Raw genomic sequence first — 11907 nt, 5'->3', positions numbered from 1 at the left:
CCCGTCGTCGCACGTTCTTCCAAGAGTCTGACAGCGCCGGCGCGGCCGCCGCGTGGCTGGTATTCCCGAGCAGGTGTCTCTGTGTGGACTGAGCGTATGGAATTTCAGGTGTTGGGTTCGCTGTCCATCCAGCGAGACGGCGAAGACCTGGTGCACATCACCGGGAAGTCTCGGCAGCTGCTTGCCTTGTTGCTGCTCAACGAACCGCACCGGGTGCCGGCCAGTTCGCTGATCAGTGAACTGTGGGATGACACGCCGCCACGGCGCGCCGCGACCACGCTGCAGACCCATATCTTCAGCCTGCGTACGGAGTTCGCTCGAAAACTCGGTGTTCCGCGCGACCTGGTCGCACAGGACCTGCTGCAAACCCGCGACGGTGGCTACCGGGTCGACGTCGGAAAGACGCCCTTCGACCTGTCCGAGTTCCACCGGCTGCGGGCCTTGGGGCAGGCACTGCTGAACATCGGGGACGCCCTCGGCGCGAGCCAGGTGCTGAGTGAGGCACTCGGCTTGTGGCGGGGCCCGGCGTTGCTGGACGTCGACCACGGCAGGCTGCTCCAGGCCGCCGTCGCCGAACTTGACCAGTCCAGATTGGACACACTGGTCCTGTTCTTCGGTACGCAGTTGGACATGGGCAGGCACCGCGAGATGCTGAGCGAGCTGGCCAGGCTCGTCGTCCAGCATCCGCACCACGAAGAGCTGCACACCCAGTTCATGATCGCCCTGTACCGGGCGGGATACCGGATCCAGGCCCTCGAGGTGTTCGACCGACTCCGGCGGAACATACAGGACGATCTCGGCGTAGCGCCTTCCGACCGGATCTCCCGGCTGTGGCACGTCATGCGGGTCGCCGACACCGCGGCCGTCGACGCCATAGGCGGCTACGGGTGCAGCACCGGGAGTTCGCTGGGCAGCGGCCGCACCGGCATCTCGTCCAGCTCCGGGTCGGAGGTGAGGACCGATTGGTAGTACCTGTGCAACCTGGGGGACGGTTCCAAGCCGAACCTGCCAACCATGTCCTTGCGCAGCCGGTGAAACGCCTCCAGTGCGCGGGCGCGGTAGCCGGAGCGGTACAGCGCGACCATGAACTGCGCGTACAGGTCCTCGTTGAACCTGTCGTACGACACCAGGTTCGCCAGCTCGCTCAGGATCTCCCGGTGTCTGCCGAACCTCAACTCAAGTTCGATGCAGTGGTTCAGCATCGTCGCCCTCGACTGCTCGAGCCCGGCCACCTCGGCCCGCATGCTCGGCCCCGGTTCGACGCCCGCCAACGCCGGACCGCTCCACATCAACAGCGCCGCGCGGAAGTCCTGAGCGGCCTTGCTCAGGTCGCCCTCGGCCATGGCGGCCACCCCTGTCTGCTCGCGTTGCCGGAAGGACCGTAGGTCGAACCAGGTCGCTTCGGCGACGAACTCGTAGCCGTTGCGCGCCCTGCGCAAGATCTCGCTGCCGACGGCGTCCATGCCGAGGCCGGCGGCCGCGGCGAATCTCTTGCGCAGTTCGAAGACGTAGGTCTGCACAGCGGCGCGCGCCGTTTTCGGTGCGGACCCGTCCCACAGCTCATCTATCAACGCGGCCGTGGGCACGACCCGCGAATAGCTGAGCAGGAGCAGAGCGAGAATCTGCCGCGGTCTCCGTGCAACCGGCGCCATCTCTCCGCCAGCGCAGAAAATCCGCAACGGCCCAAGAAGGTGAATCCGGATGACGATCCTCCTCTCCGGAGATGCGCATGGTCAGGTCACGGGCACGTTCTCCTGCCGCCTTGGCACTGCCGCGGCCACCAGATCATGCGCGACGGTCGAGTCGGCTGTCAAGAAAACTGGTAATTTGTCAGCTTTCTGTGTGGAATTTCGGGCAACCGTCTCATATTGGTACTGGTTCGAACTGGCCGCGAATGGTCGGATCATCGCCGTAGTCGACCCGTCGATAACGGTTGACCTGCGGCGACGCTTGGCCGGTCACCGCGCTTTCGTGGCGGCCGCCAAGCCGACGCCAACTCGCCGGACAGTCCCAGCCAAGTCCCGTGGCCGATGCTGAAGAGCGGGTAGCGGCGACCGCCCGGGTCTCCGCCGGATCGTGGCGACGCGGAGCGTGCCCCACAGTGCTCCCATCGGCGTGTAGCGGGTTCACGTTATGTGCCGCTGAGATGGAACCAACTCGAAGGGATCAGTGCATGACCGCAGAAGCCACGCTCGCGCGATTCCGTGAATACATGGTCGGACCCGCGCGGTTCATGAACCTGCTGACCTGTTTCGAACTGGGCATCATCGACGCGCTCCGGGCCAACCCCGGCATGACCGCAGCCGAGCTCGGCACCGTGGTAGGGGCCACGCCCGCGGCCGTGGAGCAGCTGCTGTTCCTGCTGGTCAAGGAGGGCTTCGTCGCCTACGACGAGGCGTCCGGCGCCTACACCCTCGACGCGCTCGCCGAGGTGGACGACATCGACCTCAAGCGGCCGCTCGACTTCATGGACAAGATCAAGGTCACCACGCTCCGGCAGCTGTTCTATCTCACCGAGAGCGTGCGGACCGGCAAGCTCGTGGGCCTGCGCGAGCTCTACGGGTTCGACGGGGACCTGTACGAGGCCATGACCGTGCACGCGGACCTGCGGGAATCCTGGTCGAGGCTGATGGACTCGGTCACCGCCCGCATCGACCCCTGGTTCTTCGACAACGTCGACATCCCAGCGGGTTCGCGGGTCCTCGACCTGGCGGGCAACACCGGCCTCGGCGCGATCCACACCCTCAAGATGAAGCCGTCGCCCGGGCTGCGGGTGACGACGTTCGACCTACCCGGCCGGGAAGAGGCGTGCCTGAAGAACTTCCGGGAGCATGGGGTGGCCGAGCAGTGCTCGTTCATCGGCGGTGACGTCTTCGTGGAGGTTCCCAAGGGCTTCGACGTCGTGCTGATCAAACACTTCCTCAACATGTTCGACAAGAGCGAGGTGCTCAAGATCCTCAACGGCGTCCGAGGCTCGCTGGAGGTCGGCGGCCAGGTCCACATCCTGGTGCCGATCTATTCCGAAGACATCAAGGAGTCCTGCACCGTCGACTACTACCCGAGCTTCTTCCTCGGGTGCGCCACGGGACAGGGTGGGCCGCAGAAGCTGTCGACGTTCCGGAACTGGTTGGAAGAGTGCGGATTCACCGTCACGAAGGCGATCGCCCAGCATCCTTCCGAACTGCCCCCGGACGCCCTCCCCTTGCAGGCCATTTTGAGCGCGACGAAGACCGTGTGACCGGCCGGCGTGGGACCGGCTCCACACAGGGATAGCGAATCCACCCCGTACACATCTTGCACAAGCAGCACGACTGGGAGGAATCAGCACATGACCGCAGAAGGCACGCTCGCGCGGTTCCGTGAATACATGGTCGGACCCGCGCGGTTCATGAACCTGCTGACCTGTTTCGAACTGGGCATCATCGACGCGCTCCGGGCCAACCCCGGCATGACCGCAGCCGAGCTCGGCACCGTGGTAGGGGCCACGCCCGCGGCCGTGGAGCAGCTGCTGTTCCTGCTGGTCAAGGAGGGCTTCGTCGCCTACGACGAGGCGTCCGGCGCCTACACCCTCGACACGCTCGCCGAGGTGCCCGAGGCCGAACTCAAGGGGGTGGTCGACTTCATGCACTTCATCAAGGTCGTCACGCTCCGGCAGCTGTTCTATCTCACCGAGAGCGTGCGGACCGGCAAGCTCGTGGGCCTGCGCGAGTTCTACGGGTTCGAGGGCACCCTGTACGAGGCGGCGGCCACTCACAAGGACATCGGCGACCCATGGTCGAGGGTGATGAACGCGACCACCGCCCGCATCGACCCCTGGTTCTTCGACAACATCGACGTCCCGTCCGGCGCGCGAGTCCTCGACCTGGCCGGGAACACCGGCCTCGGCGCGATCCACACCTACAAGCGCAAGGCCTCTCCCGGGCTGCGGGTGACGACGTTCGACCTACCCGAGCGGGAAGAGGACTGCCTGAAGAACTTCCGCGAACACGGTGTGGAGGAGCACTGCTCCTTCATCGGCGGCAACGTCTTCGACAGCATCCCCAAGGGCTTCGACGTCGTGCTGATCAAGCACTTCATCGACATGTGGGACAAGGACGACGTGCTCAAGATTTTCGAGTGCGTCAACCAGTCGCTGGAGGTCGGCGGGCAGGTCCACATCCTGGTGCCGATCTACCCGGAGAACGTCAAGGACACCGACAACTACACCATCGATTTCTTCCCGAGCTTCTTCCTCGGCTGCTCGATGGGTTACGGCGGCCCGCAGAAGCTGTCGGTCTACCGCAGTTGGCTGGAGGAGGCCGGGTTCACGGTCACCCAGGCGATCCCTAAGGACCCCGCCGACCTGCCGCCGTACGCCCTCCCCGTGCAGGCGATCCTGTCCGCCACGAAGACCGCGTGACCCACGGTCTGGTCACGCCCGCCGACTCGCGGGTGCCGGCGCTGTCGCCCATGGACCCCGATCGAGCACGTGGCGGAGTCGTCGACTGTTCGCGGTTACTCCATGCCCGCAGAGGGGAACACGATGACGTCGAAGCAGACGGGTCGAGTGTTGATCGTCGGTGCCGGGATCGCCGGCATGGCGGCGACGATCGCACTTCGGCGCGTCGGGGTCGCGGTCGATCTGATCGACATCCATCCCGACTGGAAGGTGGCCGGTGCGGGCCTCACGATCACCGGGCCGACGCTGCGGGCGTTCCGGCAGCTCGGTGTGTACGACGAGGTGGCCGAACTGGGCTATGTCGGTGAGGGAATCCGGGTGTGCACGATCGACGGCGAGCCCGTCCGGGACATCCCGACACCGATGCCGTCGGAGGCCGGGGTGGGCGGCTCGGGCGGGATCGCCCGGCCGGTGCTGTACCAGATCCTCTCCGCGCGGGTGCTCGCCAGCGGCGTCCACCCGCGCCTCGGTGTCTCCGTCGACCGGATGGGCCAGGACGACGACGGGGTCGACGTCGCCTTCAGCGACGGCACCGCGGATCGCTACGACATGGTCGTCGGAGCGGACGGGATCTTCTCGCGGACCCGCGACCAGATCTTCCCTGACGCGCCGGGTCCGGAGTACACCGGTCAGAGCGTATGGCGGATGTTCGTGCCGCGCCCGCCGGGGGTCGACCGCCGCCACTACTTCCTCGGTGGCAAGGCCAAAGTCGGGTGGACTCCGATCTCGGCGTCCAGAATGTACCTGTTCGTGGTCGAGCGCACGCCGCGGCTGGTCCGGGAGCGCCACCAGCTGCCGGACGGCCTTGTCGAACTGCTCGAACCGTACGGGGGGTACGTGCGGGAGATCCGGGAATCGATCAACGAAAACACCGCGATCGCGTTCCGCCCGCTGCAGTCCTTCTACCTGCCGAGTCCCTGGCATTCCGGGCGGATCATCCTGATCGGCGATGCCGCCCATCCCACGACGCCGCAGCTGGCCTCCGGCGCCGGGATGGCGATCGAGGACGCCCTGGTGCTCGCCGAGGAACTCGCCGTCCACGGGACGGTCGCCGAGACGTTCGCGGCGTTCACCGCCCGGCGCGAGGAGCGGTGCAGGCTCGTCGTCGAGAGCTCGATCGAGATCGGCAGACTCGAACAGCTTCAGGCACCGCCGGAGGCCCAGACCGCCGTCGTGGAGCGGGCGCTGGCCAAGCTGGTGGAACCGGTCTGATGTTCCCGCTTTCGCTTCCGCGTCGCCCTACGGTCGTAGTAAGACCGCCGCGGAATCCGGCGACGCCGGTTCCGTCCGGAATCGAAAATTCCTCAGCCTTGGTCCGGGTGCCGTAACGGCATCGTCGTCTCATCCCCAGGATGGTAACCACTCACACCTTTCATGATCTTGAGACTGTCGGTTTGGTGATTGAGCCGAGGTCCGGCATGGTGATCGCCGATCATGTCCGAGCAGCCCGTGTCCCCGAGCGCGCCCTCGATGGAGGAGTTTGCGCGGCAGATGGCTGCCCTGCGGCAGGACGTGGCCGAGGTCCGGGCCGCGAATACACGACTGCGGGAGTTGCTGGCCGAACGCGAAGCCGAGCTTGCCGTGGCGCGCGAGCGGATCGTCCGGCAGACCGAGGTCATCACCGCTCAGGCCGAGGAGATCAAGCAACTGCGGGAGCTGATCGCTGAGCTGCAGCGACGGCTGAACATCGACTCCAACCGCTCCGGGACGCCCACCTCGAGTGAGAAGGTGTGGGAGCGCAAGGAACGGGCCGAGGATAAGAAGAATGCCTCGCCGGGCTCGCGCGGGGTGTACGGGCCCAAGCGTCCGCCGGGTGGCCAGCGCGGCCGTAAGGGCACACGGATGGAGGTGACAGCCGGCCCGGACCGGATCCAGATCCTGTCCGCGCCGGATCGGTGCGGCGGCTGCGACGCTGAATTCGGCCACGGGGCCGATGCCGGGTTCGTCCGCGCCCAGGTGACCGAGTTGCCGCAGGTCATGCCGGAGACGATCGAATACCGGATGCCGGTGCGGCGTTGCTCGTGCGGTCACGCGACGACCGCGGCGACGCCCGAGGGTGTCCAGCCTGGTCAGGCGTGTTACGGCCCGAACGTCAAGACCGCGGTCGCGCTGGCCGGGAACACCGCCTACATTTACGGCATGCACGACGGCAAGGTCGTCTGGTACGGCGCCGGCGCCACCCGCGGCCACGCCACCATCAAGGGCTTCGGCCTGCTGACCGGCTTCACCGGCATCCTGGTCCGCGACGACTACGTGGGCTACTACTGTCCTGGACAGCCTGCTGGCCGGGGTGCAAATCTGCCTGGCCCACGTCGTACGTGATCTCTGCCGGGTTCACGAGGCCGATCCGGTACGAGGCGCCTGGGCCGCACAGCTCCGCACCGTGCTGCAGGAGGCCGTCCACACCGCCAACCAGGCCGTCCGTGACGGTAAAACCGATCTGAACCCACAGGTCATCGCCGACATCCGGACCCGCTACCTCGACCTTGCCGAGCAAGGGGTCAAGCTCAACCCCCATCATGTCGGACGGCCCAAGAACCAGGCCAGGGTTCTGGCCGAACGCCTGAACGATCGGGTGGACAAGGCCTTGCTCTTCCTGAGCGATCTTCGCGTCAGGGCGACCAACAACGGCAGCGAGCGGATCTTACGAAGGGCCAGGACCCAGATGAAGATCAGCGGTTGCTGGCGCAGCATGAGCGGCCTGCGGGCGTTCTGCCGCGCCCACACCTACCTCGTCACCGCCGCCAACCACGGCATCGACGCCTTCCACGCTCTGCATGCCGCTTTCCTCGGCACGCCCTGGATCCTGCCTCGAACCGCTGCATAACCCCAGCTCACAGGTAGGTGTGAGTGGTTACCCAGGATGGGCTCGATGAGTTCCCACCGGGGTCCGCCGCTGCATCGAGTCCACATCCAGGAAGGCGACCACCCCGGCATCGGGCAGCGACGACGTATGAGCGGCCAGCCGGTGCAGCAGCAGCATCCGACCGCATCCTCCGACTGCCAGATGTTTCCTGCCAGCCTCTCCGCAGAGTGTCGGTTAGGAGTTCTTAAGTGGATTTTGAGTGGGCGTTCTTAGCCTCGAAGAAGTCGATATTTGAGGATCTGGATGGGGCTGACTGGCTCTCGCCTTCACATTTCGGGCGGTTCAGTTCAGGCCTTTAGGCGGTGAACCAAATACGGCACCGCACTGCTCCTGTGGTGGGCCCGATTCACATATGAGAGGTGCTCTTACGCCATATCCAGCTGGATTCAGCGCGCCGCGCCATCAGATCGGGCGCGGGCGCCGACTACGGTTCAGCGGCCAATCGATAACTGACCTGACCGGAAAGGCGCAAATGACTACCACATCAGTCGTCGGGGGCGCGCGTCACACTCCGTCGGGTTCCATCCCACGGGCTGAGAGACCGGCACAGTCGTCAGACGTTCAAGGGGCTTCCCAGGCCATGGTGAAGTTTCGTGCGCTGGGTCCTGTAGAGGCGACGGTCTCTGGTCGGCCGGTGGACATAGGGGCGCCCAAGCAGCGTGCGTTGCTCGCGTTGCTGGTGAGCCAGGTGGGTCAGCCGGTGCCGGTGGACGTCATATTGGAAGCGTTGTGGGCGGGCCACCCGCCGCCGTCGGCGATGACCTCACTTCAGGCGTATGTGTCCAACCTGCGCAGGTTGTTGGAACCGGACCGTGCGCCGAGGACGCCTGCGACGGTGTTGCGCACCTCTCCCTGGGGCTACCTGTTGGACATCAGCGTCGTCGACGTCGACGTCTGTCGGTTCAGCGAGCACGCCACGGCGGGGTGGCGCGCGTGGGACCGCGACGATCCGCAGCAGGCGCTGGGTGAGTTCGAGTCCGGTTTGGCGTTGTGGCGGGGCCAGGCCTACCCGGAGGTGGCCGATGCCCCGTGTGTGGTGCCGGAAGTGGCGCGGCTGGAGGAGTTGCGGCTGTCCGTCTTCGAGATGCGCTGCGCCGCGCTGCTGGCCGTGGGCGCGCACGAGGTGGTCGTGGCCGAACTGGGGGCCTTCATGAAGGTCAACCCGTTGCGCGAGTACGGCTGCGAACTGCTGAGCCTGGCACTGTACCGGGCCGGGCGCCAGGCCGACGCGCTGGCAGTGCTGCGGACCATCCGGGTACGACTCAAAGAGGAGATGGGCATCGACCCCGGACCCGCGCTCCAGCAACGCAGTCGCGAGATCCTGAACCAAGCGCCGACTCTGGACTGGCGTCCGGTCCCCGCCGTCCCGACCGTGGTGGCGTCCAGCGAGCCCGCTGCCCCGCCGCAGGTCGTGACGACCGCTCCGCCGCCCGCGCCGGGCGCCGACGTGGCGGTCTTCGTCGGTCGCGAGACGGCGCTGCGCCAGCTGACCGAGGCGTTGGCCGCGGCGGAGGCGGGCCGGGGCCGGGTGGTCACGGTGTCCGGCGAGCCGGGGGTCGGGAAGACCTGCCTGCTTCGGCGTTTCGCCGAGTCGGCGGGGGTGCCGGTGTTCTGGGGCGCCTGCCCCGAACACGTGGCCGCGCCGTCGTTGTGGCCGTGGGAGCAGGTGCTGCGCGCGGCGAAAGCCTCCTTCCCAGAGCGGCCGGTGCCGGGACCGGTGGCCGAGTTGCTGGACAGGGACCCCCGGTCGCTGGTGGACGGCGAGGACATAACTGGTGCCGCACTGCGGCGATTTGAGGCGATTGTCCATTATTTGACCGACATGTCCCAGAACGCGCCGATGGTAGTGACGCTCGACCACTTCCACCGGGCGGACCCGAGTTCGCTGCAGCTGCTGGCCCACCTCGCCGAGTCGGTGCCCGCGCACCGGTTGCTGCTGGTCGTGTCCTACCGTTCGGACGAGGCTCCGATCCTGGCTGAGGCGCTGGCCGCCTTGTCCCGAGGGGAATTGGCGCGGATAGACCTCAAAGGACTGGACTCGCGGGACACTCGGACCCTGGCGGGCGCCATCCTCCGCCAGGAGGTCAGCAAGCGCACCGCGGAAGGGCTGTACGCCCGTACCGAGGGCAACCCGTTCTTCCTGCTGGAACTGATCAAACTGTTGGCCGGCGAGCAGCGCCTGGACGACCCTCTCACGGCCCCGGTGCCGGTCTCGGTGCGGGAAGTGGCGCTGCGCCGCGTCGCGCGGCTGCCCCGGCCCGCGGCCGAGCTGCTGTCGGTGGCCGCCGTCGCTGGCAGGCACTTCGACATCGAGGTCGTCGCCGAGGTCGTGCCGATCGAGATCGACGCGGCGCTGGAGATCCTCGACACCGCGATCGCGGCAGGCCTGGTGGTGGAGGACCAGCACCGGCTCGGCTGGTTCCGCTTCACCCACGCCCTGGTCACCGAGGCGCTGTACGAGACCACCGGGCGACTGCGCAGGGCCCGCCTGCTCCGGCGGCTCGGCGCGGCGGCGGGCCGGGCGTGGGCGCGGGGCACCGAGAGCGCGGCCGAGGGCGCCGAGTACCGGCTCCCGGCGCCGGACGCGCCCCTGCCGCTCACACCGCTGCCGCAACGGCCGTCGCCGAGGCCCGTGGTGGCACCGCCGTACGACAGCGGGAGTCGGGGGTGCCGCCCACCTGGCCCGAAGTCGCGTGGCCGCTAAGGCCTGAACCCCTCGGTGGACTAGCCCTCGAAGGAGACGACAACCATGGTTTCGACGGAGAACCGCGTGCCCACGTCTACGGATGTCCCGTTCCTCAACGTCATCGACCCCGAGTTCGACTTCGGCTCGCCCGAGGTGATGAACGCCCAAGCCCGGAGTTGGTACGCCGACAGCCCGCTCGGACTCCTCGTGCTGCGCTACGCCGAGGCCCAGGAGCTCCTGCGGGACCGGAGGCTGGACCACAACGGCCGGGGCTACATGGAACAGAGCGGCGTCACCCAGGGGCCGATCTTCGACTGGTTCGTGCCCATGATCAACAATCGCGACGGCGACGACCACCGGCGGCTGCGGACCCTGGTGACCAAGGCCTTCACCCCGCGCATGATCAACGAATTACGGCCGTTCGTGCGGGCGCAGGCCGTCCGCATGGCCGAGGAGATCGCGTCGGCCGACGTGTCCGAGTTCGTCGAGAGCTTCGCGGACCCGCTGCCGCTGGCTGTCATGTGCAAACTGCTCGGCGTGCCGAACGAGGACTACGACACGTTCCGCCTGTGGACCAACGACATCGGCCTCGTCTTCAGCATTGTCCACGGCGGCGACATCGTCGCGCGCGTGGAGAAGGCCATCGTGGGCCTGAACGGCTACGTAGCCTCACTCATGGAGGAGAAGGCGAAGAACCCCGGCGACGACCTCATCTCCACGCTGATCACCGTGCAGCGGGCCGAAGGCCAGGTCACCGAGGACGAGTTGCGCAACCTCCTCGTTACGCTGGTGTTCGCCGCCCACGACACCACCTGCCACCAGCTGTCCAGCGCCATGGTCGTCTTCTCCCAGCACCCAGAGCAGTGGAACCTGCTGGCAGAACGCTCCGAGCTGGCGCACAAGGCCGTCGAGGAGCTCATCCGCTGGGTTCCGTCGACGCCGATCATCTACCGGTGCGCGACCGAGGACTTCGAGTACGGGGGCCTGCAGGTCACGAAGGGCACCTTCCTTACAATGTGCGTGCAAACCGCGCAGCGCGACCCGCGCGTCTTCGCGCACGGCGACACGTTCGACATCACGCGTACCAGCCCGGCGGCCCCCCTCCTGTTCGGCGCGGGTCCCCACTACTGCCTGGGCGCCGCGCTCGCCCGTGTAGAACTCGCCGAGGCGCTCTCCTCTCTCGCCGAGCGGTTGAACCCACCGACCATCGCGGGCCCGGTCAGTTGGCGGCCGCCGACCGGTATCCACGGCCCGAACGAGCTTCCGCTGCGCTTCGTTGCCCGTGCACGCTGAAATGGCCCGGACGCAACGCCCGGAACCGGGGTCAGCGATCCTGGTCCTGCGGCGCGGACTGGGCCGCCGACGGTCGGCTCGGACGGCGTTTGCGCGGCACGGCCGAGCGCGGCGGCTGTGCCCGCATGTGGTCGCGCAACCGGGTCATGATGTCACCGAGGTGGTGCAGGTCGTCGTCCGACAAGGGCTCGAACAGCAGGCGGCGGGTCACCTCGACGTGGCCGGGGAGGACGCGGCCGACCAGGGCCAAGCCCTCCTCAGTGACGGCCACCAGCGTGGAGCGCTCATCGTCGGGGCTGGGGCACCGGGTGATCAGACCGGCCTTCTCCAACAGGCCCGCCTGGTACGTCAGGCCGCTGCGGCTGTAGACGACGCCGTCGGCGAGCTGCGTCATGGTCAGGTGACCGCCGACCGACGCGAGGCGGGCCAGGAGTTGGAACTGCACGTAGCTGAGGTCGCCCTCAGCGCGCAGCTGCACCTCGACCTGGTGCTGGAGCAGGCTGACGGCTTCCATGAGCGCGAAGTAGACCCCCAACTGCTGGGGATCGAGCGCCGGGCCGTTGTCCGCGTCGGCGCCGGAAGGGATGCCGACCATCCCACAAGTCTACATGTTTCGAATCAGAA

General features: G+C 67.2%; 11 protein-coding genes. 8 read left to right on the top strand and 3 right to left on the bottom strand.

Annotation, left to right across the window (positions count from 1 at the left end; all coding sequences use genetic code 11):
- Positions 1 to 96 precede the first annotated feature (96 nt).
- The gene (locus ACFHYQ_RS04725) at positions 97 to 969 is read left to right on the top strand and encodes an AfsR/SARP family transcriptional regulator (protein ID WP_394299829.1); all 873 of its coding nucleotides are present in this window, start codon (positions 97 to 99) and stop codon (positions 967 to 969) included.
- Here ACFHYQ_RS04725 and ACFHYQ_RS04720 read toward each other — a convergent pair.
- Complete coding sequence (locus tag ACFHYQ_RS04720) at positions 882 to 1652, bottom strand: AfsR/SARP family transcriptional regulator (protein ID WP_394299828.1); 771 nt, start codon at positions 1650 to 1652, stop codon at positions 882 to 884. The genes ACFHYQ_RS04725 and ACFHYQ_RS04720 overlap by 88 nt on opposite strands.
- A gap of 521 nt (positions 1653 to 2173) precedes the next feature.
- On the opposite strand from ACFHYQ_RS04720, the gene ACFHYQ_RS04715 reads away from it, so the two are divergent.
- The 5 genes from ACFHYQ_RS04715 to ACFHYQ_RS04695 all read left to right on the top strand — a co-directional run bounded on the left by ACFHYQ_RS04715 (position 2174) and on the right by ACFHYQ_RS04695 (position 7265).
- Complete coding sequence (locus tag ACFHYQ_RS04715; protein ID WP_394299827.1) at positions 2174 to 3238, top strand: methyltransferase; 1065 nt, start codon at positions 2174 to 2176, stop codon at positions 3236 to 3238.
- A 90-nt stretch (positions 3239 to 3328) separates the two neighbouring features.
- Positions 3329 to 4399, top strand: a complete 1071-nt coding sequence (locus ACFHYQ_RS04710; protein WP_394299826.1) for a methyltransferase — start codon at positions 3329 to 3331, stop codon at positions 4397 to 4399.
- 123 nt (positions 4400 to 4522) lie between these two features.
- On the top strand, positions 4523 to 5650 hold the full coding sequence (locus ACFHYQ_RS04705) for an FAD-dependent oxidoreductase (protein ID WP_394299825.1): 1128 nt from the start codon (positions 4523 to 4525) through the stop codon (positions 5648 to 5650).
- 222 nt (positions 5651 to 5872) lie between these two features.
- Positions 5873 to 6760 carry a hypothetical protein gene (locus tag ACFHYQ_RS04700; protein ID WP_394299824.1) on the top strand — a complete coding sequence of 296 codons (888 nt, stop codon included), beginning with the start codon at positions 5873 to 5875 and terminating at the stop codon, positions 6758 to 6760.
- Positions 6729 to 7265: an IS66 family transposase gene (locus tag ACFHYQ_RS04695; protein ID WP_394299823.1), complete on the top strand. Its 537-nt coding sequence runs from the start codon at positions 6729 to 6731 to the stop codon at positions 7263 to 7265. The genes ACFHYQ_RS04700 and ACFHYQ_RS04695 overlap by 32 nt, the downstream gene beginning before the upstream one ends.
- Before the next feature lie 27 nt (positions 7266 to 7292).
- Here ACFHYQ_RS04695 and ACFHYQ_RS04690 read toward each other — a convergent pair whose 3' ends face one another.
- A complete protein-coding gene (locus ACFHYQ_RS04690; RefSeq protein ID WP_394299822.1) occupies positions 7293 to 7421 on the bottom strand; it encodes a hypothetical protein in 129 nt (42 codons plus the stop codon).
- A gap of 517 nt (positions 7422 to 7938) precedes the next feature.
- Here ACFHYQ_RS04690 and ACFHYQ_RS04685 point away from each other — a divergent pair.
- Together ACFHYQ_RS04685 and ACFHYQ_RS04680 are read left to right on the top strand one after the other, a co-directional pair.
- A complete protein-coding gene (locus ACFHYQ_RS04685; protein ID WP_394299821.1) occupies positions 7939 to 10008 on the top strand; it encodes an ATP-binding protein in 2070 nt (689 codons plus the stop codon).
- A 66-nt stretch (positions 10009 to 10074) separates the two neighbouring features.
- Entirely contained in the window at positions 10075 to 11283 is a 1209-nt protein-coding gene (locus ACFHYQ_RS04680; protein WP_394299820.1) for a cytochrome P450, read from the top strand.
- Positions 11284 to 11314: 31 nt separating this feature from the next.
- Here the strand turns inward: ACFHYQ_RS04680 and ACFHYQ_RS04675 are convergent, their stop codons facing one another.
- Positions 11315 to 11878: a MarR family winged helix-turn-helix transcriptional regulator gene (locus tag ACFHYQ_RS04675; protein ID WP_394299819.1), complete on the bottom strand. Its 564-nt coding sequence runs from the start codon at positions 11876 to 11878 to the stop codon at positions 11315 to 11317.
- Between the last annotated feature and the right edge of the window lie 29 nt (positions 11879 to 11907).

The organism is Sphaerimonospora cavernae (assembly GCF_042435035.1).
GTDB lineage: Bacteria > Actinomycetota > Actinomycetes > Streptosporangiales > Streptosporangiaceae > Sphaerimonospora > Sphaerimonospora cavernae.
This window is presented reverse-complemented; position numbering and strand designations above follow the sequence as displayed.

Excerpts from the sequence above, each read along its gene's own strand:
- ACFHYQ_RS04725 (WP_394299829.1), top strand. The coding sequence starts at position 97 with ATGGAATTTCAGGTGTTGGGTTCGCTGTCCATCCAGCGAGACGGCGAA.
- ACFHYQ_RS04720 (WP_394299828.1), bottom strand. The coding sequence starts at position 1,652 with ATGGCGCCGGTTGCACGGAGACCGCGGCAGATTCTCGCTCTGCTCCTG.
- ACFHYQ_RS04715 (WP_394299827.1), top strand. The coding sequence starts at position 2,174 with ATGACCGCAGAAGCCACGCTCGCGCGATTCCGTGAATACATGGTCGGA.
- ACFHYQ_RS04710 (WP_394299826.1), top strand. The coding sequence starts at position 3,329 with ATGACCGCAGAAGGCACGCTCGCGCGGTTCCGTGAATACATGGTCGGA.
- ACFHYQ_RS04705 (WP_394299825.1), top strand. The coding sequence starts at position 4,523 with ATGACGTCGAAGCAGACGGGTCGAGTGTTGATCGTCGGTGCCGGGATC.
- ACFHYQ_RS04700 (WP_394299824.1), top strand. The coding sequence starts at position 5,873 with ATGTCCGAGCAGCCCGTGTCCCCGAGCGCGCCCTCGATGGAGGAGTTT.
- ACFHYQ_RS04690 (WP_394299822.1), bottom strand. The coding sequence starts at position 7,421 with ATGCTGCTGCTGCACCGGCTGGCCGCTCATACGTCGTCGCTGCCCGAT.
- ACFHYQ_RS04675 (WP_394299819.1), bottom strand. The coding sequence starts at position 11,878 with ATGGTCGGCATCCCTTCCGGCGCCGACGCGGACAACGGCCCGGCGCTC.